Source organism: Ammoniphilus oxalaticus, assembly GCF_003609605.1.
Taxonomy (GTDB): Bacteria; Bacillota; Bacilli; order Aneurinibacillales; family RAOX-1; genus Ammoniphilus; species Ammoniphilus oxalaticus.
On sequence record NZ_MCHY01000001.1, the window covers coordinates 1 to 22986 of the forward strand.

The following is a 22986-nucleotide window of genomic DNA, read 5'->3' on the forward strand; positions in this document are numbered from 1 at the left end:
CTTTAGCTCAGCTGGGAGAGCGCTACACTGGCAGTGTAGAGGTCAGCGGTTCGATCCCGCTAAGCTCCACCAATTTAATATTCCTCAGTAGCTCAATGGTGGAGCAACCGGCTGTTAACCGGTAGGTTGGCGGTTCGAGTCCGTCCTGAGGAGCCAGTTTATTTGGAGAGTTACCCAAGAGGCTGAAGGGGACGGTTTGCTAAACCGTTAGAGTGGGCAACTGCTGCGAGGGTTCAAATCCCTCACTCTCCGCCACCAGTATTAAACGTATAATTAAAGGAAATGGCGGTGTAGCTCAGCTGGCTAGAGCGTACGGTTCATACCCGTAAAGTCGGGGGTTCAAGTCCCTCCGCCGCTACCATGAACGCGGGATGGAGCAGTTGGCAGCTCGTCGGGCTCATAATCCGAAGGTCGCAGGTTCAAGTCCTGCTCCCGCAACCAATTTAGGGACATAGTTTAACGGTAGAACAGAGGTCTCCAAAACCTCTAGTGTGGGTTCGATTCCTACTGTCCCTGCCATGATTCTTTAATAATGCGCATGAGTCACACTTTAGAGAGTAGTCTTCTTGCTTGGGAGGGATACCGAAGTGGTCATAACGGGGCGGTCTTGAAAACCGTTAGGGCGCAAGCCCACGGGGGTTCGAATCCCTCTCCCTCCGCCATACATATTTTAAACAAAATCGCCTAGAGCGATTTTTTTTATTTTATTTATTAATTTTCGAAAGGTTCGCTAAATCTAGTTTCTGTATTTACAAACGTTTGCTATCATAGGTAGATAGGGAAGCGTTGGTTTTAGCCCATAGTTGGTTTATTGATTCTTAAAGGAAGTGAGTGAACGTGAGAACGATATTTCAAAAGTTGGTGAACTTACTGCTAGGTTCAGATAAATCCTCGGATTTAGTTGAACAAAGTAAAATTGAGGAGTTCGATTACATAACTCGTACTGAACCGAGGACAGAGGCGGAAGTTAGAACCAAGACGATTTATCCTAGAGTGAAAGATGATGCGGTTGAATTTAGATTTCCCCTTATTCCTGATGAAAGAGAGACGCGTCCGCAGACGTGGGAAACGATTCATGTTAATACGACTCCAGATAAACATAAGCAGCAGTTACGTCGCGAACAGCGGTTGACTGAAGTAAGTCATCATCAACAAGATGAAGACGCTACGAGTTTCGTTAAGAATGATCAAAAAGAGCCGTTCAGGCCATCTAAATTCTTTTCGCCCGTGTATGGGGCAAACCGTCCTGAAACTGAACTAAGGGGGATATCAGAACAACAACAAAGGGACGATGTTTTACCTAATCAAATATTAACGGATGTAAAGGAACGGCGCCCTGTAACTGATGAGATCCAGGTGGATTCAACTGAATCTTCGCAACAAGCGTGGGGACCCTTATTAGAACCTTCTTTTGAACCATCTGAAGGAAGGTCCTCTTTATCGATTATGTTCGTTGATGAGCCAGAAACAAAGCCTGTAGAGGAATCGCAGTCCTCATCTATTCCGACTGAATCATTATTCAAAACGGATAAGAACATAGAGGTATCAGCGGATGAATTATCGAATGATTTCGCGGTATTAGAATCATCTGATATTAAATATGAAAAGGCGGTTGAAGAAGAAGTCGTACCATCGGTCACGAAACTTGCGGAAGTTATCACTTTTCCAAAAAAGGAATCAATTGTTCAACAAGATGAGATTTTACAAGATCAGCAAAATGCGATTCAACCGACAAACCCAATTAATAAGGAAGAAACAAACAATAGGCAAGCAACTGCGATTTCAAAATGGAATCCAGATTCTATTGAGCGAACGCCTTATGAATATCCGAGCTTTGATTTTTTAAATATGGAACCGATTCAACTAGACGATGATCAAGAGTATCTTGATGACCAAATTGAAAAATTGACCGTTGCCCTGGAAAGTTTCAATGTTAATGCTCAAGTCGTTGGAGTAGCCAAAGGTCCAACAGTGACGCGTTTTGAACTTCAACCTGGCTTAGGTGTGAAAGTAAACAAATTTACAAATTTAATTGACGATATTAAGCTAGCTTTAGCAGCCAAAGATATCCGTATGGAAGCTCCGATTCCAGGACGATCAGCAATTGGTATAGAAGTGCCAAATGAACAGAGCTCGCCTGTATTTATTCGTTCGTTTTTAGAATCTGAGGAATTTCAGAGTCATGAATCACCCTTAGCGGTTGCATTAGGTCGTGATATCGGCGGAAAAGCAATTATTGGTGATTTACGAAAGATGCCGCACGGGTTGATTGCTGGTTCAACGGGATCAGGTAAAAGTGTTTGTATTAACTCGATACTCGTCAGTCTGCTTTATAAGGCGAATCCTTCCGACGTTCGTTTAATTCTGATTGATCCAAAGGTCGTGGAACTCGCGCCGTATAATCATATCCCTCATTTGCTAACCCCAGTCGTTACGGATCCCAAACAAGCGACGGCTGCATTAAAGTGGGCAGTGGAAGAAATGGAACAAAGATATGAAAAATTTGCAGAAGCGGGAGCTCGCGATATTGCTCGTTATAATGTTCAAGCGGAGCAACAGCAACGGGAGAAAATGCCTTATATTTTGATCGTGATCGATGAGTTAGCCGATTTGATGATGGTTTCGCCCCATGATGTTGAAGAAGCGATTTGTCGAATTGCCCAAAAGGCGCGCGCTTGCGGGATTCACTTACTGGTTGCGACACAACGTCCTTCTGTAGACGTGATTACAGGTTTAATCAAGGCAAATATTCCAACACGTATTGCTTTCGCCGTCTCTTCCCAAGCCGATTCAAGAACAATCTTGGACATGGGTGGAGCGGAGCGATTGTTAGGTAAGGGGGATATGCTATATTATCCAAGTGGGCAAGCAAAACCGATCCGCTTACAAGGAAACTTCGTTTCTGATGAAGAAATAGAACAGGTTGTTGATCATGTGAAATCAACGCATCAAGTGAACTATTTAATCGATAAGGAAGAACTTAATCGCAGCGCGAACAGTGTCGAAGATTTTGAAGACGAACTGTTTGAGGAAGCGTTGTTGTTTACGATTGAACAAGGTCAAGCATCGTCTTCCTCTTTGCAACGAAGATTCCGGATTGGCTACAATCGAGCCGCCAGATTAATTGACCTTATGGAAGCAGAAGGTTTTGTCAGCGGACAATCAGGCAGCAGACCACGCGATGTTTTGATTACGATGGAACAATATGAACAAGTATTTACCTAAAGTATTGTTGTTTCAATTCAATGAATGGAATGAATGAGCGCTTAAGGCTGGATGACCACTTTTGTGCCGATGGGTATGTGTCGGAATAGCCATTCAACGTCCTCATTTTGCATCCTAACGCATCCTTGACTCACACTTTGACCGATTGATTCGGGATTGTTTGTGCCATGGATCCCATATTTGTAGCCATCTGTATTTGGAACATCGATCCCGATCCATCGCGAACCGAGCGGGTTGTTTGGATCGCCCCCTGGAATATCTTTCGGAAGATACCAGGGGTTTTTTACTTTTTTAATAATGGAATAAACTCCCTCTGGCGTTTTTTCTGGAGTCGCTCCCGTCGCGACTTCAAAAGAGTAGACAGGATGATTATTCAGCATAATTTCTAATGTATGTTTAGATTTTGAAACAACAATGTGGACTTGATCTTCGGTAGCTTGGGAGCCGTTTACAAAGGAAAACAAAGTAATTACGAGTAAGATAAGGTTAATTAATTTCCATCTCATACAGTTCCCTCCGTGATTGATTAAAGTTTCAAAGTATAGTAAAATTCTACTGATTACTAAAAAAAGAAGCAGGGGGTATGAAAGTGAATAAGCGCAAAAAAAGTTTAGTTACAATGTTAGTATTAACAATTGTCTTCTCTTTATTTGCAGTAGCTTGCGGTGGAGGCGGAAATAATGCGGGTCAACCGTCAGGTGAAACAAATGATGGAGCAGGAGAGAAACTAGAATCCTTAATTATTGCGACTGGAGGAAGTTCTGGTACATATTACCCATTGGGTGGCAGTATGGCTCAACTTTTTCAAGATCATGTGATCCCGGCATCCGCTCAAGTAACAGCAGCGTCTGTTGCTAATATGCGTTTACTTAAAGATGGGGAAGTCGATCTGGCTTTTACACAAGGGGATATTGCTGATTACGCTACCAAAGGAACAATCATGTTCGAAGAAGGCGGAGCAATAGATAATATCCAAGCGATTGCTTCTTTATATAACGAAACGGTACAAATTATTGTCCCTGAAAATAGCTCCATTCAAACGGTTGCAGACTTAAAAGGTAAGCACGTTTCCGTTGGTGAGCCAGGCAGTGGAACAGAAGCAAATGCTGAGCAATTATTAGAAGTTTATGGTCTTACGTTTGATGATCTGGGCAAAGCGGAACGGTTAAGCTTTGGCGAATCAACCAGTCATATCCAAGATGGAACGGTGGAGGCGGCTTTTGTTACGGCTGGAACACCAACAGCTGCTGTAAATGAGCTTGCCGCGACAAAAGGGGTTCGTGTAATCGGTTTAGACGATGAACACATCGCGGAGTTAATCGAAAAATATCCATATTACACTGAACAAGCGATAGCAGCTGGGACTTACTCTGGATTTGATCAGGATATCAAAACCGTGGCTGTAAAAGCTCAACTTGTTGTTCGAGCGGAACTTGATGAGGCGTTGGTCTATGATTTGACGAAAACTCTTTTTGACAATTTAGATGCGTATAAGCAAGGAAACCACCAAAAGGCTGAGGAAATTACCCTTGAGCAAGCCCTAGAAGGTGTGAGTTTAGATGTTCATCCTGGCGCGGCCAAGTATTTTGAGGAAAAAGGGATTAAGTAGTGAAAGGGTGGGGAGGTAAACGCCTCCCCGCATTTTTATAATGAAGCATAAATATAAACTGATTTTTCCTATTGTAATTTTGTTTATTGTTGCTATTGCAGTGACTGTTTGGCCGAATCAAGTCGCGTTGACAGTTACAGATGGTAAGACAGGAAGATTAATCTATGTATCACCCATTGAAATAGAGGAGCGTTTTGCGATTCAATTTATCCATTCGATTCATAAGACACCTGTCTATGAAGAATATTATATCGATAGCGAGCTGCATATGGTTCTTGATCAGGTCACTTATGAATCACTTGGAGTGGGGAATCCATCCGCGGCTGAACCAGGACAAACCTTTATGATAGAGGATGGAAAGTACAAAATTAGCAATATTAATCGAAAGCTACCCCATCTTGATTTAGCGATAGCTCCAGGTGTCGCAAATCATCAATTGGGGATTAGGGATAATTGGATTCCGATGACGAGGCTAAACCCACCTGGGAATTGGGCGCGCCTTGAAACAAAAAAAGTATCCTTTTTGACGCTATGGAAGGGGGCATAATGCTTAAATGACAGACGAAAAAAAGATCATCAGTGAAAAAAGCATGCCTGATGAGCAAGTAAGAGAGCTGTTATCCAAATACGACAAGGAATCAGCTTATCGCGATTTAAAAGGGAAAATGGGCTGGTTTGTCGCTCTCCTTGCCGTCGCTTTTTCAATTTACCAGTTATATGCATCTATACTTCCTCCGCCTCCTGCCCAAATCCATCGTACGATTCACCTGGCATTTGCATTAGGTCTCATTTACTTATTATACCCCGCAACAGGTAGAGGACATCGCTCCAAAATCGCTTGGTATGACGGTTTATTAGCGCTAATTGCGGTGTCTAGCAGTTTATATTGGGTATTTAATTTTGATCAATTAATTACCCGAACAGGAAATTATAATCAGACGGATATTTTCTTTGGCGGTTTGGTAATTGTGTTAGTTTTGGAAGCAACGAGAAGAGTTGTTGGGGTTCCGATTGTGATTATAGCGACTCTGTTTATGCTGTATGCTTTGTACGGGAACCATATGCCTGGTTTTCTGCACCACCGTGGCGTTTCTTTGAAGAGACTGATCAGTCATATGTATTTCTCACTTGAAGGAATTCTGGGGACACCACTCAGTGTTTCCGCGACGTTTATTTTCTTGTTCTTGTTATTCGGGGCGTTTCTTGAACGAACGGGCGTCGGCGCTTATTTTAATGATTTAGCTTTGACGCTGGCGGGAAAAAGAATTGGCGGACCTGCGAAAGTAGCTGTTTTCTCGAGCGCGTTGCAAGGGACGATCAGCGGAAGTTCTGTCGCAAACGTCGTTACTTCAGGGTCGTTTACGATCCCAATGATGAGGCGACTCGGTTATCGACCCGAATTTGCCGGCGCGGTTGAAGCGGCAGCTTCGACAGGCGGACAGATTATGCCGCCAATCATGGGAGCCGCTGCTTTCTTAATGGCGGAATTTACAGGGGTGCCTTATTGGGAAATTGCGAAGGCAGCCGCGATTCCCGCTATTCTTTACTTTACCGGTATTTGGATCATGGTCCATTTTGAGGCGAAGCGAATTGGTTTGCGCGGGTTGACAGAAGAGGAGATGCCTGATCGGAAAAATGTTTGGAAACATTCCTATTTGTTGTTGCCAATCATCGCTATTATTACTTTTCTAATGCTGGGTGACTCGCCCATGCGCGCCGCTTTAAAAGGAATTGTGATGACGATCATTGTCAGCATGTTCCGTAAAGAGACGCGGATGACCCTTCCAGGTGTTTTCCGCGCCCTAGAGGCTGGAGCGAGAGCTGCGCTCGGTGTTGCCGCGGCGACAGCGACAGCGGGCATGATTGTCGGCGTTGTTACGTTGACAGGGGTTGGACTAAAATTTGCTAACGGTTTGATTGGATTTGCTGGAGGAGTTCCCTTACTCATGTTATTTTTCACGATGATTTCATCGATTTTACTTGGGATGGGGACCCCGACAACAGCCAACTATATTATTACATCGACGATCGCAGCTCCAGCGATTATTGCCATGGGAGCGCCCGTATTGTCGGCTCACATGTTTACGTTCTATTTTGGGATCGTGGCCGATATTACGCCGCCCGTTGCATTAGCGGCATTTGCGGCTTCCGGAATCGCTGGGGGCGCAGCGATGAAAACGGGAGTGAATTCAACCAAATTAGCAATTGCCGCTTTTATTATTCCTTACATTTTCGTCTTGTCACCGCAAATCTTGCTGATTGACGCGACGTTCTTTGAAGCGAGTTTTGTTATCTTGACAGCGATCATCGGAATGCTAGGAATCAGCGCAGGGTTAATTGGTTATTGGTTAGCCCCCGTTTATTGGTGGGAACGAATTTGGGCTGCTGGCGCGGGACTGCTATTAATTATCCCGGGTTGGACATCTGACACGATTGGCATGGGTTCACTTGCGATTATTTTTGTTTTGCAGGTGATCCGCGCTAGAAATAATAACAAGCCATTAGATACGCCTTTAATTGATTAAAAGTTTACAAGATAGCATTAAGAAAAAAGTGGCTCGTCAGCTAACCTTGGCGCGCCACTTTTTTAATGGTGATTTTCCGACCTTCAATGATCATTAAGAGCTTGCTTGATATGGATAAAATCAACAGTATTTTTTCATGCTTAAGACTTATATTTGTTATACTAGTAACAGAACCTATTGAGCTGGAGGAAAAGCAATGGATGAACAATTAACGCATTTTAATGAACAAAATAGAGCGAAAATGGTCGACGTATCTGAAAAAGCGGTGACCAAGCGTGAAGCGGTCGCTTTTAGTAAGGTTGTAATGAGCAAAGAGACGATGAGTCGCATTAAAGAAGGTAAAATTAGCAAGGGGGACGTATTATCTGTCGCTCAGGTGGCCGGAATTATGGCGGCTAAGAAGACGGCGGAAATCATCCCGATGTGTCATCCGATTCCGATCACAGGTGTTGACATTCAATTTGATGATTCTTCTGAAGATACCGTGTTGATAGAGGCGACGGTTAAAACAACGGGGGTGACCGGTGTAGAGATGGAGGCCTTAACGGCTGCAAGCGCCGTTGCTCTAACGATTTATGATATGTGCAAGGCGATGGATAAAGCGATGGTGATCGGACCGACTTATCTCGTTACGAAAACAGGCGGTAAAAGTGGCGATTTCTCTCGTGAATCAATGGAATCGTAAGTAGAGCGGAGGTGGAATGGAGTGGAGTGGAAAGTAGGCGTTTTAACGATCAGCGACAAAGGGAGTCGAGGGGAACGCGAGGATCAAAGTGGAGTAGTTCTTCAGGAGCTTGTTCAGGGAATTAACGGACAAATTACTGCGTATGAGATTATTCCAGATGAACAGCCACTGATTGAACAAAAGATGATCGAACTTAGCGATCAGCGTCACTGTGAGTTGATTCTCACGACAGGCGGGACAGGCTTTGCCGCGCGCGACGTAACCCCTGAAGCGACGAAAGCAGTGATCGATAAGGAAGCCCCAGGCTTAGCGGAACGAATGCGGGCAGCTACGCTCGTCCATACGAAATTCGCCATCTTATCGCGGGCGACTTCCGGTATTCGCGGCAATACACTGATCATCAATTTGCCCGGTAGTCCGAAAGGTGTTCGGGAATGTTTTGAATCGATACAAGATGTGTTGCCCCATGCTTTACAAATTTTAAGAGGCAATACGGAGCACGAAGGAGGCGTAACTAAATGAGTCACTGGCAATTGCAGATTGAAACGGTTGATGGACAAGCCTTATCCGTTTCATATGATGATCTGGAGCGTTGGAAAGATGCGACCATTCCTGTAGAGGAATATGTTCCAGGCAAACAGGCGGAAGCGGTTTATGTAAAAGATATTTTACGCCAGCATGCTCTGTTAGAAGGATTTTCACGGGCAGTATTTACTGCGGAAGATGGTTTTAAACAAAAGGCAAGCAAGGAAGAACTGGACCAAGCGTTTTTTGTGTTTAAACAGAATGGAGAACCGATGAATGCCGGGGCTCGTCTGTACGTGCCTGATGGCAGAAGTGACTGCCTCAATGTGAAATCCGTCATCCAAATTCAATTGGAACAGGCATAAGGATGCAAATGGCAAGGAAGAGGAGACCGAAATCGGCTCCTCTGTTTTTTATGTTAGTGTTATTAATCAAAAAAACCGCCACTATATTCATCATCTTGAAAAAAGAATAGGATCAATAACACGACGATGGCGACGATGATCCAACCGCTATAGTCTTCAAAAAAACTCATGTCAATCTCCCTTCCTTCGATACTACGCTTATAGTAGCCTATTCTTGGAAGGGGTAATTGGGAACCAAAACAGCCTTGTCAATGATGAATGAAGGGAGGAGTCGACTTGAAGGAAATAGAAGTTGTCGCCGCGGTCATTTATGAGCGAGAACGAGGTTTTCTTTGCGCCTTACGGGGACCAAAGATGTCATTAGCTGGGTTATGGGAGTTCCCAGGGGGAAAGGTAGAGCCAGGCGAAGATCATAAACAAGCTTTAAAAAGGGAGATCAAGGAAGAACTAGGTTGTGTGATCGACGTGGGCGAACCGATCGTTTCAATCACGCATGACTATGAAGATGTCCGAGTGCGTCTTCATACGTATTGGGTTACGCAGTTTGATCGAGCGCCGATCGCCAAGGAACATGAGCAACTCGATTGGGTTTCCCTCGACAATCTGCTCAAATTAGATTGGGCCCCCGCTGATATTCCCACAGTACAAAAAGTTTTAGCGAGTAAGCAACATAATTCGTTGTCATAATTGAGAAACTAATCTTGAAAAGCATCAATAAACGGGAGGGAAGTGTAGTTATGTCGAAATACAATTATCTTGATGAAGTCCCTTTAGCCGATTTAACATCAGAACAATTGAGTATTGTTCAACAGGCAGAAGCGAGCCTCAGCAATAAGGATGTGGATGATCCTGTTTATTTGATTGCTTTTCGAAAAGCCCACGATGAGTAAGCATCTTCTCATTACAGAGTAAAAAACTGCTGGCTATGTTGTCAGCAGTTTTTTACTTTCCTAAAAACTTCCCGACTCGCTGTTTAATACTGTCAATGCCTACGGCAAACCCTAAACCTTGATTATTTTTTATAATAAAGGCATTCATACCAACTACTTCACCGTTTAAGTTGATGAGCGGTCCTCCGCTATTTCCAGGATTGATCGCGCAATCGGTTTGGATAATGTCTTCGTATAATTTGCTTGAGATGCGCACGGGCCGATTTTTGGCGCTAATGATTCCTTTCGTAACAGAGTGTTCAAGTCCCATTGGATTGCCGACGGAAATGACAAACTCGCCAACTTTGCTTTCTTCTGAGCTACCAATAGGCAAAGGTGGTAAAGGACGTCGGGTAGGGATTTGTAAAACAGCGAGGTCTCTTTTTGGATCCGACCAAACAATTTTTGCGGTACGTTGTTCGCCGCTATATAATTTCACCATAATTTCTTTCGCTTGACTCACCACGTGCTCGCTTGTCAGGATGTAGCCGTTTGGATGGGTAATAAATCCTGTTCCAAAACTTCTCGTCGCGCTCGTGTTTTGATCGCTGTTCGGTAATAAAAAAGAGAACAAAAATTCACTTTGTCTATTCGTTGCCTTATCTTTCGTTTCGATGGAAATCACACTATGTTTTGCTTTTTCCACGATGGGAACGAAGTAATTTCCTGGGTGATTACAAGCGGCTGTTTTTGATCGAAATCGAGTGGAATATACGGGTTTCCGTCTCACCTGATGAACCCTCCTTCATCTTCGGTTGGTTACGTGACGACAGGTTCTTAACTCAATATATGAATAACATGAACGGTTGCCTTATAAAAGCGATAATATCCGCGAATGTACCGAGCGGAAAGTTGAGGTTTGATTTATTTTCTGGAAATTACACAATAAGCTGTTGAAGGTTTGGAGAAAGTAAGCGAAAATATAAGGAGATCATTTAGAAATAAGAGTGGGGATATGACATGGGAAAGCTAGCCGTTGTGGCAATAGGCGGGAACTCGTTAGTAAAGGATAATAACTTTTCTGTTCAGGCTCAATATGAAGCGGTATGTATCATTGCCTCGAATATAGCGGATATGGTTCAAGAGGGTTGTGAGGTGGTCGTTACTTATGGAAACGGGCCGCAAGTCGGCTTTGCTTTGCGACGATCGGAAATTGCTCATGATGTCGCGGGTTTGTCCGTTTCGCCCCTTGTCAATTGTGTTGCAGACACGCAAGGCGGGATTGGGTACCAAATCCAACAGGCATTAATGAATGAATTTATTCACAGAGGCGTTAACAAAAAAGTTGTTACAGTGATTACGCAAGTGGAAGTGTGCAGCAATGATCCAGGGTTTCAAAATCCAACGAAGCCGGTCGGGTCTTTTTATACAAAGCAACAAGCGGAGCAACTAATGGAGGATTACCCAGAATGGACGATGATTGAAGATTCGGGCCGTGGGTATAGAAGGGTGGTGCCTTCCCCGAAACCGATTCGCATTTTAGAGAAAGATGCGATTAAATCATTAATCCATGACGGATATGTGGTGATCGCGGTCGGCGGCGGCGGGATTCCAGTCGTTAAATCAGACGCCAACACGTATGCGGGAATTGACGCGGTAATAGATAAAGATTATGCGACGAGTTTGCTCGCGGAAAAAATTGAAGCGGATATTTTAATTATGACGACAGGGGTTCCAAAAGTATGCATTAATTTTGGAAAGCCGAATCAAATGTCGTTGGATCGGATTACAGTGGAAGAAACGAAACGATACTTAATGGAGAGACATTTTTTAAATGGGAGCATGTTGCCTAAAATTGAGGCGAGTTTAAACTTTTTGAAGAAAAGTGGCACGAAAGTGATTATTACGAACCCGCAAAGTTTAAAAAACGCGGTTAATGAGTTAGCGGGGACCCATATCGTTAAATTATAGCTGAACGCGCGTAGTCTATCACAACGGGGTGTCAAACATGACAGCCCCGTTGCGCTGATTTAGACAACGTTAATCGAGTGACTAGACAACATTTTGAACATCAGGTTTTATTTGGGCTCGTTTTGCCCTTTGTTGAAAAAAAATGAATAATAATACGAGACCAAGCGTGAATGCGTGAATCACCCAAGACAACCAGCCCCACTGGGCAAGCGCAAGTTCCCCGACCATTTGATCGTGAACAATCATTGTCCCCGAAGTCCAAGCTAAAATGAGAGCTCCAATCTGGACGATCACCGGAAAACGGTCCATCAGTGTGACAATCCATTTACTGCCCCAGACAACAATTGGAATACTAATTGCTAAACCGATCACGACAAGCAACATATTACCTTGAGAAGCCCCGGCAATTGCCAGCACGTTATCGACACCCATAATGATGTCAGCAATAATAATTGTCCGAATCGCCTGCATCAAACCCGTTTCTGCTTTAATATTTTCGGAATCATCGCCACTTTTTAATAATTTAATCGCAACAATGAGCAATAGCAATCCACCGATCGCTTGGAGAAATGGAATCCGTAATAGCCAAACTGCGCCAAGTGTCATTAAAATTCGCACAATGATTGCCCCGAACGTTCCCCATAAAATTGCTTTATTCCGCTGTTGGAGCGGAAGATTGCGACTCGCTAAGGCAATCACGACCGCGTTATCCCCAGCCAACACGATATCAATCATAATAATCGTTGCTAGGCTCATCCAAAATTCTGCTTCAAAAATCATTTTTTTCCCTCCCTTTTTCAATGCTTGTTGCTGTTAAAAAACAAAAAAGACCCCTGCCCTTATCAAAGATAAGAAGGCAAAGGTCTTGCTAAGCACGTCATTCATATGTACCAACAAAGCCGGTGGAAGAAAACCACGTAATGACGACTTTGTTTCAGGGTGTTTTTAAAATCCCTGACAGCTACTCCCCTTTGTGAGGGTATTGATTTGTTAGATAAATATTATACTACCATGAACGAAACGTCAAGTAGAATCATATGTATCTATTTTTAGAAAATTGGTTTAGTTTAGAGACCTCTTGGAAATAATGGGAACAGCAACAGAAACAGGAGGGTTTAAAGATGGAACAAGTGAATCAAATTGGGGATGAAGAGACTCCTATTTTTCAAATTTCGATCGGACAAACGTTTAAACCTTACGCATGGAGAGCAAGTCATCACATGGATTTTCAGTTTGAATGTTTATATTGCGATTCCGAATCGTTAAAAGGATACCAAGTCGAAGACCAGTATGGAAATATGGGGAAAATTGCGACTTGTCCAGACTGTGAGCGTGTCAACGCAAAATATTAATCGAACTTTTATAGAAGATCTCGCGGGTGATGGGAAGGCCGCTGAGATCTTTTTAAATTTTGTGACAAATAAACGACACTTCCCATTGAATACTGTACTTGATTGTTCTAGCTGTGTTTTAATCTAATTAATGTTAAAAACAGGGGGAGGGTTTTTAATGGGGTCTCAAACGATTACGATGTTTGGTTTGATTGCATCGATGGCAATTCCGATTGTTTTGTTAACTACCGTTTTTATAAAATCGCGTAAGAGGACAAACGAACAAAACTGACCTGAAAGGGTTAGTTTTGTTTTTTTATATTAAGGGCAAAATGGGGGCAGGGAGGTTGAAATGAGATGAAACAAATTCGAATCCTGCTTCCAACGACATTTTTCATTGTATTTTTGTTTGTTTTGGTTCAAGTCAGCGTGGGGCAAAAATTTTTGACAAGCTCAACTAAGGAAACTAAAAATCACTTGATTATTGGAACGATTGGGTCACCGACTTTATTTAATCCGTATTTTTCAGCGGATTCATCTAGCGGACAGGTGGAAGCGTTGTTGTTTAACGGCTTGATTACTTACGACGACCAATTACAACCGATTCCAGATCTTGCGGAGCGTTGGGAAGTGTCAGAGGACGGTTATAGTTGGACTTTTCATTTGAAAAAAGGGGTCCAATTTCACGATGGACAAGAAGTGACCGCCCGTGATGTCGTTTTTTCATACAATATACCACGCTCTCAAAAGTATGCGGGGCCACGGGCTTCTGACTTTGAGAAGATTCAATCGATTCGCGCCGTGGATCGTCACACCGTTCAATTTGTATTAAGCGAGCCGTACGCCCCTTTTTTAAGTGTATGTTCGTTCGCGATTTTACCCGCCCACCAATTGGAACAAGTCCCTGTCGAACAATTGGCTGAACATCCGTTTAACACGAAACAGCCGATCGGAACCGGTCCTTATCGTTTTGTCGAGTGGAAAGACGGACAATATATTCAGCTGCAAGCGAACCCTAATTTTTTCAAGGCAGCGCCAAGCATCGAGTACCTTTATTTTCGGATTGTTCCCGACCAAAATGCGCAATTGATTCAATTACAATCGGGGGCGATCGACTGGATGGGCATTCCCGCTACCGATTTGACGGTCGGCCGTTTATTTGAAAAACAGGGGAAAACGAAGTTGCATTCAGCGCCATCCCTATCCTATACATACATTGGCTATAATTTGAACCGATCTCAGTTTCAGGATGTTCGTGTTAGACAAGCTTTAACGTATGCGATTGATCGGCAAAAAATAGTGGACGTTGTCTTAGAAGGAGAAGGACAAGTCGCTCATACGCATGGTTCTCCGCTTAGCTGGGCGTACAACGACGACATTTCCACTTTTGAGTATGATCCTGAAAAGGCGAAGAAATTATTAAAAGAAGCGGGATGGATCGATACAGATGGTGATGGCATTTTAGAAAAAGACGGGGAGAAACTTACTTTCGTTTTGCTGACGAACCAAGGCAATAAGATTCGTGAGATGACTGCTCAGATCGTCCAACAACAGTGGGCAGAAATTGGCGTGAATGTGACTCTGCAATTTATGGAATGGAGCGCTTTTATCCACAATTATGTGGATACTAAAAAGTTTGACGCCGTTTTATTAGGATGGTCGTTAGGGGTCGATCCTGATCCGACCGCGATTTGGCATAGCGCGGAAAGTGAACGCGGTTTGAATTATATTAGTTACGATAATTCTGAAGTGGATCGCTTGTTAGAGGCGAATACACGGGCATTGGATCCACAAGAACGGAAACAAATTTTAAATCAGTTTCAACAAATTATCGCGAAGGAACAACCATACACGTTTCTATATTATTCAAACGGGATTACCGCTTTTCCCCCGCAATTACAAGGGTTTATTCCGCATCCCGCCGCTTCGTTTTACAATATTCATCACTGGCGATTTTCCAGACCATCGGAAGAGGAGTCTCAATCATGAGGCTTCTCTTTTTTCGTCCGCGATGAACCCGCTTCTAAACTTGTCCAACCGATCATAGACATAAAAAGGGACAAGTAATGTGGTGAAGGAGTCGTGGGAAAATTGCTAGCCTATCTTTTTAGACGGTTGTTGCAAGCGATCCCGCTATTATTTGGGATTAGTTTGATCTCGTTTTTTATGATGCATCTTGCTCCTGGCGGCCCAACGGACGTGATGATGGACCCGCAAGTAAAACCCGAGGATCGCGAACGAATGATGAAAGATCTCGGTTTAGATCAGCCGCCTTGGCTGCAATATGTACATTGGGTGACACGGTTTGCCCAGGGAGATTGGGGCGTGTCATTTATTCGCAAGCAACCTGTTTTGGAGTTGATCTTGGAACGTTTGCCGCAAACGATGTTGTTGATGGGGAGTTCGTTTTTATTTGCGGCGGCTTTTTCAATTCCGATTGGGATTTTAGCGGCCAAACGCAAAAATACGTGGATTGATTATACGTCGTCTTTCGTCGCTTTTTTAGGACTGGCTACACCGAACTTTTGGCTTGGGATGATGTTAATGATGGTTTTTTCCGTATATTTAAATCTACTTCCCGCGGGTGGCATGGTTGGCATGATCGAGGGACAAGGACATATTTTGGACTTCATTAAACATCTGATCCTGCCCGCGATCACGCTAGGAACGGCGGATATGGCGGCCTTAACTCGATATACGCGGTCGAGCATGCTTGAAGTGTTCGGACAGAATTACATGGTCACGGCGCGAGCGAAAGGGTTGCGGGAATGGGTCGTTATTTATAAGCACGGTTTACGCAATGGGCTCATTCCGATTGTGACCATCTTCGGGCTAAGCTTGCCTTCTTTTTTCGGAGGAGCGGTCATCGTCGAAAAAATCTTTGCGTATCCGGGAATTGGATTGTTGTTTTTGGATGCTGTCTTTCAGCGAGACTATCCGATTATCATGGCAATCACGATGATTTCTGCTTGCCTTGTTGTGCTTGGAAATCTATTAGCTGATATCTTGTATGCCGCCCTAGACCCGAGGATTGAATATAAATAGAAGAATGGGGATAGCCAGGAAACAGAGGAGGATCCAGATGAAGCGAAGCTCAATCAAACAATTTATGGATGATGGTAATCGCCCCGGCTATACTGCCGAAGGAATGAGTCGCCAAATTTGGAAGCGGTTTAAACGAAACAGATTAGCGACGTTCGGGCTATTTATTTTAATCGTTATCTTTGTTTTGGCCCTGTTTGCCCCTTCGTTGGTGACACATGATCCCGCCCAACAAAACTTAATGAACCGATTTTCCGCTCCGTCAAGCGCGCATTGGTTGGGGACCGATGAATACGGACGAGATGTGTTTAGTCGGCTATTATATGGCGCGCGCGTTTCATTGGCGGTGGCCTTTACGGCAGTGCTTGGTTCTTTAACGATTGGGGCGATTATCGGGGCAACCGCTGGTTATTATGGGGGATGGATCGACAATCTGTTGATGCGGATCGTAGATATATTCAATGCGTTCCCATCTATATTTCTATTAATTACAATCGTTGCTTTATTAGAGCCTAGTCTGACAAACATCATTTTTGTGTTTATTTTACTTGGCTGGACAGGTACCGCGCGGCTCGTTCGTGGGGAGTTTCTTTCTTTAAAAGAACGGGAATTTATTTGGGCGGCAAAAAGTATCGGGGTCTCAGACGCAAGAATCATGTTTATGCATATACTGCCGAATGCGGCGGGACCGATGATCGTCTCCGCAACGTTAGGGGTTGGCGGTGTCATCCTAGCCGAATCGGGATTAAGTTTTTTGGGATTAGGGATTCAACCGCCATTAGCGAGTTGGGGAAATATGTTACAGAGCGCTCAAAGTTTGTCTGTGATGGTGTTAGCCCCTTGGTACCCACTCTTTCCGGGCATGCTAATCTTGGTTACTGTCTTATGTTTTAATTTTATTGGCGACGGAATGAGGGATGCATTCGATCCAAAAGACTACCGCCAATAAACAAAGTAATTTCAATCTTTGTCATGCTTATATATAATGTGCTCAAACCCCTTTACTAACACGCTTTAAAGTGTTAGAGTAATAATTGGAGAATAAGGAAAGACAAAAAGCCAATACAGATTGGTCTCTATTTTGACTTTCATGATATAATAGTCGAAAACATGTGAAACAAGGCGAATGATCATAATTATATGAGTTGGGTGGGGTAACCAAGATGAGTAACGATAATATTGAGCAAAAGAGACAGGAACTCGATCAATTAAACTTAGAAATATTGAAATTAATAAACCAAAGAGCGGCGCTATCGAAGGAAATCGGACAATTGAAACTGGCCCAGGGAACAAATAAGTTTGATCCTGAGCGTGAGCGCCATATGTTGAATCAGATTGCGGAACATAACCAAGGACCGTTTGAGGATAGTACGGTGCAACATTTGTTTAAGCAAATTTTCAAAGCTTCTCTTGATTTGCAAAAGGTTTCCAGTCAGAAAACGTTGTTAGTCAGTCGCAAGCAAAAAAGTGAAGACACGGTCGTGCAAATTGACGATGTTAAAATTGGCGCGGCAGGTCATCCGCAAATGTTCGTCGGACCTTGCTCGGTTGAAAGTTTAGATCAAGTTCGTCAAGTAGCGGCGGCGGTTAAGGAACAAGGTCTCTTCATCTTACGAGGCGGAGCATTTAAACCGCGGACATCTCCTTACGACTTCCAAGGTCTTGGTGTGGAAGGGCTGAAGATTCTTCGTCAAGCAGGGGATGAATTCGGTTTGAAAGTCATCAGTGAAATTGTAACGCCTGGCGATATCGAGGTAGCGGTTGAGTACCTGGATATGATCCAGATCGGGGCCAGAAACATGCAAAACTTCGAATTGTTAAAAGCTGCGGGAAAGGTCGATAAGCCTGTTCTGTTGAAAAGAGGACTGTCAGCGACGATAGAAGAGTTTATCTATGCGGCTGAATACATTTTAGCCAATGGAAATACGAATGTTATTTTATGTGAGCGTGGGATCCGCACGTACGAACGCGCCACGCGAAATACACTAGATATTTCCGCAGTGCCGATCTTAAAACAAGAAACGCACTTACCTGTCATTGTGGACGTGACTCATTCCACTGGTCGTCGCGACCTGTTATTGCCAACAGCGCGCGCGGCCCTTGCAATTGGAGCGGACGGTGTGATGGTTGAAGTGCATCCAGACCCGGAAACAGCGTTGAGCGACGCGAAACAACAGATCAATATCCCACAATTCCGCGAGTTTATGTCCGAGTTAAAAGGAACAAAAATAGCATCGGTTTAGTCCGATTGAAAAGGATTGCCTCAATTCATGCAGGTAATCCTTTTCTTTATGAGCTAAATTTGCTTGCTTTTAATATTAAATCTCCCTATTTTTATCTAGTCCGTAATAATAAATTGCGAGTTGTCTTAATATGTCGTATCATACAATTAAAATGTGAAATGATGAAACGATGAGAACAAATGTAGTAAAAGCCTGCGGCGGACGCATACTAGCTTTCAAGAAGACCGTAGCGCGTGGAGAGGGTTCACTCTTTGGCGAAGGTGATCTGATGGCAATGCAGTCCCTGACATCTTCTTTTGGAGGATACTTAAAGGATTTTTAGACAACGGATTCGTCGCGGTGTAATTTATAAATAGAGGAGCTGACGACCATGACGGTTACAATCTATGATGTGGCGCGAGAAGCGGGAGTATCCATGGCTACAGTTTCACGTGTGGTCAACGGAAATCCGAACGTAAAACCAACAACAAGAAAAAAAGTGCTAGCTGCGATTGAATTGCTAGGCTATCGTCCGAATGCGGTTGCCCGCGGGCTCGCTAGTAAACGGACGACGACAGTCGGCGTAATCATTCCCGATATTTCAAGCGCGTTCTTTGCTGAATTAGCGAGGGGAATCGATGATATTGCTAGCATGTACAAGTATAATATTATTTTGTGCGATTCGGACAGCCGTTTGGATAAAGAGGTTCAATTGATTAATACGCTTTTGGAGAAGCAAGTGGATGGGATTGTGTACATGGGTCGGGAAATTACAGAAGACCATATGCGCGTGTTCAATACGTCCAATGTGCCAATTGTGCTCGCGGGGACGAAGGAAAAATCATCTGAACTTCCATCTGTCAATATCGACCATTTTCAAGCGGGGTATGACGCAACGATTCGTTTAATTGAGGGCGGGCACAAACGAATTGCGATTGTGACAGGTCCATTCCAAGATCCGCTCGCGGGAGTGGAGCGATTTGAAGGCTATCGAAAAGCGTTAGAGGAACACAATATTGATTTCCGTCAAAACTATGTGATCAGCGATAAGTTAACGTATCGGGCGGGGATGGCCGCGGCAAAATCGTTTATGTCATTGGAAGAAACGCCAACGGCTATTTTTGCGGCAAGTGATGAAACCGCTGTCGGTGTGATCCACGGCTTGCAAGATATGGGGAAACGAGTCCCACAGGATATTGAGGTCATCGGTTTCGATAATATTCGTTTATCAGAAATGGTGCGTCCAAAATTATCCACCGTCGTGCAGCCGATGTACGATATTGGGGCGGTTGCGATGCGCCTTTTAACAAAATACATGAATAATGAAGATGTGGACGACCATATTGTTGTGTTGCCGCATCGGATTGAGGAGCGCCAGTCAACAACTCTTTTGAGAGACGAATAACTAGTGGCATTTGCAAAGGAGGTCGTCGCGGGATGATCGGCATCATCGGAGCAATGGATGAAGAAATCCACCTTTTTAAAAAAGGGATGGAACATACGGAAGAAAAGGTGAAAGCTGGGATCACCTATTATGTCGGTGAATTCCAAGGGAAGCCAATCGCGTTGTGCAAATCAGGAGTGGGTAAAGTCAACGCGAGTGTTTGTTCGCAAATTTTGATTGATCGCTTCGGGGTTTCAGGTGTCATCTTTACAGGGGTGGCCGGGGCGTTGGACCCCACACTTGAAATCGGAGACATCGTTATTTCCGAGGACTGTCAATATCACGATTTGGATGCTTCCGCGCTCGGCTTTGAAAAAGGCGAAATTCCGTTTGCTCAAAAGTCGGTCTTTGCAGCCGATTCAAAATTGATTGAGATAGCGATGGAAGCGAGTCAAGAAATCACCGAAGGAAAAACGATGACGGGCCGTATCATTTCCGGTGATCAATTTGTCGCGGATCGGACTACGGTAACGGAGTTACATCATCAATTCAACGCGGCATGCGTCGAGATGGAGGGAGCGGCGATTGCCCATGTGTGCGACATGAACGATGTTCCATTTGTAATTGTCCGCTCTATGTCAGATAAAGCAGATGGTTCAGCAGACGTTAATTTTTTGGAATTTACTAAACTCGCTTCGAACCGTTCTTATGAGATTGTCGCCCGCATGTTGAAAAAGATGTAGCTATGAGGATACTCGTTTGCGCGGATTTGAAGGCGGGATCTGATGGTGGGCGATCGCTGACTATAATGATAGGTGACGGAAAAGTATGATGGAACAAAGGGATGTCCCTGAAAGTCAGAAAAAACTGACGCCCTGTGGCAGCCCTTTTTATTTTGGGGATGGATAGGCACAGTTGGGGGAGAAGGAGTGGCGTGTAAAGGTCACAACTCCCGCTACAGTCTCTGAAATCTTCGTTTCCCGTCTGTAGCGGTCAAATTTCCCGTTACAGCGGCTGAAGCGGAGGAATTCGACTCAACCTCTTGTGTAGAAGTCACAACTCCCGTTACAGTCTCTGGAATCTTCACTTCCCATTTGCAGCGGTCAAATCTCCCGTTACAGTTATAAGTGGACTTTCGACAACTAACTCGTTCAGATATGCGATCGCCGGTGTTCATAGTTGGACTTTTGTCCACTACGCTTCACCCTCACGCCGCGGCCAGAATTCCGCTCCTCCCACACATAACAAAAAAGCAGGCAAAGAATGATCTTTACCTGCTTCCCTCGACGCATTTTATTTTGGAGCGTGTAACAACGCCTTTTCAATATATAGTTTGTTTTTGCTTGTGATCTCCGGCCTGCGTGGGATGTCGGGCAAAACATCTTCCGCTTCAAACATGAATGGAGGAAGTTGAACGGGGCTGTCTGCCTGCCAGCGGTCAATCCACTCTGACGGAATCGCGGGATTGTCCGAAAATCCTTGGTCCGACAATTCAGCCCATAACAGGGTCCAAGCTCTTGGCACAACACGCCAAATATCATATCCGCCGCCGCCCGTTGCGATTAAACGACCATCGCACAATTCGTGCGCTAAACGATGCGCCAATTTAGGAATTTGGCGGTAAATCTCCATCGAACAAGACAGATGCGTAAGTGGATCGAGGAAATGGCTGTCACATCCATTTTGCGTGACGATCACATCTGGTTTGAAGCCGCGGGCCGCTTCGGACAACACTTGTTCATATACATCTAGCCAGGATTCATCCTCTGTAAACGGTTCAAACGGCACATTGATTGAGTAGCCAAATCCTTGGCCGTCGCCCCGCTCAAAAATTTTGCCCGTGCCGGGAAATAGGTATTTCCCTGTTTCATGAAAGGAGACCGTTAGCACATGAGGATCATCATAAAACGCCCACTGTACTCCATCGCCATGGTGCGCGTCTGTATCAATATAAAGCACTTTCGCATCGTAATGTTTGCGTAAGTAAGCGATCACGACAGAACAATCATTGTAAACGCAAAATCCAGAGGCGCGTCCGCGAAAACCGTGGTGTAGGCCACCGGCTAAATTAACCGCGTGATCACATTCCCCCGACATCACAAGTTCCGCCGCGCGCAGTGTGCCGCCAACGATTAAAGACGTCGCTTCGTGCATCCCCGGAAAAGCGGGTGTATCTTCTGTGCCAAGCCCGTAACTGGCGGCGATGATCGGAAGTTTCTCACTTTCACCGCATTTTTTTACCGCTTCAATGTAGTTAGGGTCATGAATCAATTCCAATTCTTCCGTTGTTGCGTAGCGCGGTTCAACAAATTGATTCGGTTTAATAAGTTCATATTTTTGCATCAAGTCAAGCGTTAAATCAAGCCTTTTCTGATTGAATGGGTGTTCATCATTAAATTTATACTGCTTGTATGCCTCGCTATGAACAAAGTAGCAAGCCGGTCTCATGTTTATTTCTCAGGCTCCTTTGGCCAGATCACATCAAACCCGCTCTCCTGAAGCGATTGAACTAATCTGCGCGTATCGACGGCTTGAACACGAAACATAAGATTTTTTTTGCCCTGATGTTTACCAGGGAAAGTTAGCACGCTATTCACGTTGTAATTTGCCTTTTTGAAAACAGCGCTAATGTCAGCTAACATCCCAGGCAGATCATCGACTTGAATTTCTACATGGGAACTTGGCGTGTGAACACCCATCAACTCCACCAAGGTATAAAGAATATCTGTGTCCGTAATAATCCCTTTAAGATTATCTCCATCAACGACAGGAAGACAACCAATTTTGTTCTCGTATAATGCGTAGGCCGCTTCTTCCACGAAGTCTAAAGGATGAGCGGTGATTACATTTTTATTCATGAGATCTTGAATTTTTCGATTGAAAATGTCTTCATTCTGTTCACTATCCGATTCATTATCAAAACGAGAGGGACCTGCATCCCGCAGATCACGATCGGATACAATACCGACTAATTTATCCGTGTCGTCTACGACAGGCAGGTGGCGAATGCGGTGTTGCGCTGTCAATAACATGGCCAGACGGATGGTTTCATACGGTTTGATCGTGACTAAATTTCGATTCATAATATCTTCGACTAGCACGAGAACTCCCCCTTTTCAAAGTTGGTAAAAATAGCGTGTTACCTATACTAAAATTATACATAATCCACCTATATATACAATTGAAAGTTTATACATTGTCACGAATTTGCAATAAGATGTCTCTTATCTTTA

Annotated in this window: 22 protein-coding genes, 6 tRNA genes and 1 riboswitch; of the genes, 23 read left to right on the top strand and 5 right to left on the bottom strand. The window is 44.1% G+C overall.

Annotated elements, in window-relative coordinates:
- Positions 1–81: 81 nt before the first annotated feature.
- The 7 genes from BEP19_RS00010 (at position 82) to BEP19_RS00040 (ending at position 3225) form a co-directional block, all read left to right on the top strand.
- Positions 82–156, top strand: a tRNA-Asn gene (locus tag BEP19_RS00010).
- An 8-nt stretch (positions 157–164) separates the two neighbouring features.
- Positions 165–255 (top strand) — tRNA-Ser (locus BEP19_RS00015).
- A gap of 29 nt (positions 256–284) precedes the next feature.
- Positions 285–361 (top strand) — tRNA-Met (locus BEP19_RS00020).
- 4 nt (positions 362–365) lie between these two features.
- Positions 366–441 (top strand) — tRNA-Met (locus tag BEP19_RS00025).
- Between the two features lie 4 nt (positions 442–445).
- Positions 446–519 (top strand) — tRNA-Trp (locus BEP19_RS00030).
- Between the two features lie 54 nt (positions 520–573).
- Positions 574–662 (top strand) — tRNA-Ser (locus BEP19_RS00035).
- Between the two features lie 175 nt (positions 663–837).
- Positions 838–3225 (top strand): DNA translocase FtsK, encoded by a 2388-nt coding sequence (locus BEP19_RS00040; RefSeq protein WP_245983156.1) that lies wholly within the window; start codon positions 838–840, stop codon positions 3223–3225.
- Positions 3226–3266: 41 nt separating this feature from the next.
- Here the strand turns inward: BEP19_RS00040 and BEP19_RS00045 are convergent, their stop codons facing one another.
- A complete protein-coding gene (locus tag BEP19_RS00045) occupies positions 3267–3731 on the bottom strand; it encodes a L,D-transpeptidase (protein WP_120187822.1) in 465 nt (154 codons plus the stop codon).
- Between the two features lie 83 nt (positions 3732–3814).
- Here BEP19_RS00045 and BEP19_RS00050 point away from each other — a divergent pair, with 83 nt between their 5' ends.
- From BEP19_RS00050 to BEP19_RS17425, 8 genes are all read left to right on the top strand, one after another.
- Positions 3815–4834, top strand: a complete 1020-nt coding sequence (locus tag BEP19_RS00050; protein ID WP_245983161.1) for a TAXI family TRAP transporter solute-binding subunit — start codon at positions 3815–3817, stop codon at positions 4832–4834.
- A 40-nt stretch (positions 4835–4874) separates the two neighbouring features.
- A complete protein-coding gene (locus tag BEP19_RS00055) occupies positions 4875–5381 on the top strand; it encodes a DUF1850 domain-containing protein (RefSeq protein ID WP_120187824.1) in 507 nt (168 codons plus the stop codon).
- A gap of 7 nt (positions 5382–5388) precedes the next feature.
- Positions 5389–7359, top strand: a complete 1971-nt coding sequence (locus tag BEP19_RS00060) for a TRAP transporter permease (RefSeq protein WP_120187825.1) — start codon at positions 5389–5391, stop codon at positions 7357–7359.
- A 196-nt stretch (positions 7360–7555) separates the two neighbouring features.
- A complete protein-coding gene (gene moaC / locus BEP19_RS00065) occupies positions 7556–8044 on the top strand; it encodes a cyclic pyranopterin monophosphate synthase MoaC (protein WP_120187826.1) in 489 nt (162 codons plus the stop codon).
- Between the two features lie 21 nt (positions 8045–8065).
- Positions 8066–8566 carry a molybdopterin adenylyltransferase gene (gene mog, locus BEP19_RS00070; protein ID WP_120187827.1) on the top strand — a complete coding sequence of 167 codons (501 nt, stop codon included), beginning with the start codon at positions 8066–8068 and terminating at the stop codon, positions 8564–8566.
- Positions 8563–8934, top strand: coding sequence for a molybdopterin-binding protein (locus BEP19_RS00075; RefSeq protein WP_120187828.1), 372 nt, complete (start codon positions 8563–8565; stop codon positions 8932–8934). Before mog ends, BEP19_RS00075 begins: the two co-directional genes overlap by 4 nt.
- A gap of 276 nt (positions 8935–9210) precedes the next feature.
- Positions 9211–9621, top strand: coding sequence for a (deoxy)nucleoside triphosphate pyrophosphohydrolase (locus BEP19_RS00080; RefSeq protein WP_120187829.1), 411 nt, complete (start codon positions 9211–9213; stop codon positions 9619–9621).
- A gap of 50 nt (positions 9622–9671) precedes the next feature.
- A complete protein-coding gene (locus BEP19_RS17425) occupies positions 9672–9824 on the top strand; it encodes a hypothetical protein (RefSeq protein WP_170145191.1) in 153 nt (50 codons plus the stop codon).
- Between the two features lie 52 nt (positions 9825–9876).
- On the opposite strand, the gene BEP19_RS00085 is transcribed toward BEP19_RS17425, so the two are convergent.
- On the bottom strand, positions 9877–10593 hold the full coding sequence (locus BEP19_RS00085) for a S1C family serine protease (protein ID WP_120187830.1): 717 nt from the start codon (positions 10591–10593) through the stop codon (positions 9877–9879).
- Between the two features lie 230 nt (positions 10594–10823).
- Here BEP19_RS00085 and BEP19_RS00090 point away from each other — a divergent pair, with 230 nt between their 5' ends.
- The gene (locus BEP19_RS00090) at positions 10824–11774 is read left to right on the top strand and encodes a carbamate kinase family protein (RefSeq protein ID WP_120187831.1); all 951 of its coding nucleotides are present in this window, start codon (positions 10824–10826) and stop codon (positions 11772–11774) included.
- Between the two features lie 81 nt (positions 11775–11855).
- Here the strand turns inward: BEP19_RS00090 and BEP19_RS00095 are convergent, their stop codons facing one another.
- Complete coding sequence (locus tag BEP19_RS00095) at positions 11856–12554, bottom strand: TerC family protein (RefSeq protein ID WP_120187832.1); 699 nt, start codon at positions 12552–12554, stop codon at positions 11856–11858.
- Positions 12555–12573: 19 nt separating this feature from the next.
- Positions 12574–12756, bottom strand: a riboswitch (yybP-ykoY riboswitch).
- 139 nt (positions 12757–12895) lie between these two features.
- On the opposite strand from BEP19_RS00095, the gene BEP19_RS00100 reads away from it, so the two are divergent.
- The 7 genes from BEP19_RS00100 (at position 12896) to BEP19_RS00130 (ending at position 20496) form a co-directional block, all read left to right on the top strand.
- On the top strand, positions 12896–13126 hold the full coding sequence (locus tag BEP19_RS00100; RefSeq protein ID WP_120187833.1) for a hypothetical protein: 231 nt from the start codon (positions 12896–12898) through the stop codon (positions 13124–13126).
- A gap of 336 nt (positions 13127–13462) precedes the next feature.
- Positions 13463–15094 carry a peptide-binding protein gene (locus tag BEP19_RS00105; RefSeq protein ID WP_120187834.1) on the top strand — a complete coding sequence of 544 codons (1632 nt, stop codon included), beginning with the start codon at positions 13463–13465 and terminating at the stop codon, positions 15092–15094.
- 102 nt (positions 15095–15196) lie between these two features.
- Entirely contained in the window at positions 15197–16150 is a 954-nt protein-coding gene (locus BEP19_RS00110) for an ABC transporter permease (RefSeq protein WP_120187835.1), read from the top strand.
- Between the two features lie 37 nt (positions 16151–16187).
- Positions 16188–17096: an oligopeptide ABC transporter permease gene (gene opp4C, locus BEP19_RS00115; RefSeq protein ID WP_120187836.1), complete on the top strand. Its 909-nt coding sequence runs from the start codon at positions 16188–16190 to the stop codon at positions 17094–17096.
- 214 nt (positions 17097–17310) lie between these two features.
- Positions 17311–18390, top strand: coding sequence for a bifunctional 3-deoxy-7-phosphoheptulonate synthase/chorismate mutase (locus tag BEP19_RS00120; RefSeq protein WP_120187837.1), 1080 nt, complete (start codon positions 17311–17313; stop codon positions 18388–18390).
- A 370-nt stretch (positions 18391–18760) separates the two neighbouring features.
- Entirely contained in the window at positions 18761–19774 is a 1014-nt protein-coding gene (ccpA, locus tag BEP19_RS00125) for a catabolite control protein A (protein ID WP_120187838.1), read from the top strand.
- 32 nt (positions 19775–19806) lie between these two features.
- A complete protein-coding gene (locus tag BEP19_RS00130; RefSeq protein WP_120187839.1) occupies positions 19807–20496 on the top strand; it encodes a 5'-methylthioadenosine/adenosylhomocysteine nucleosidase in 690 nt (229 codons plus the stop codon).
- Positions 20497–21046: 550 nt separating this feature from the next.
- On the opposite strand, the gene BEP19_RS00135 is transcribed toward BEP19_RS00130, so the two are convergent.
- Together BEP19_RS00135 and BEP19_RS00140 are read right to left on the bottom strand one after the other, a co-directional pair.
- On the bottom strand, positions 21047–22201 hold the full coding sequence (locus BEP19_RS00135; RefSeq protein ID WP_120187840.1) for an acetoin utilization protein AcuC: 1155 nt from the start codon (positions 22199–22201) through the stop codon (positions 21047–21049).
- Between the two features lie 2 nt (positions 22202–22203).
- A complete protein-coding gene (locus tag BEP19_RS00140) occupies positions 22204–22854 on the bottom strand; it encodes a CBS and ACT domain-containing protein (protein WP_120187841.1) in 651 nt (216 codons plus the stop codon).
- Positions 22855–22986 lie beyond the last annotated feature (132 nt).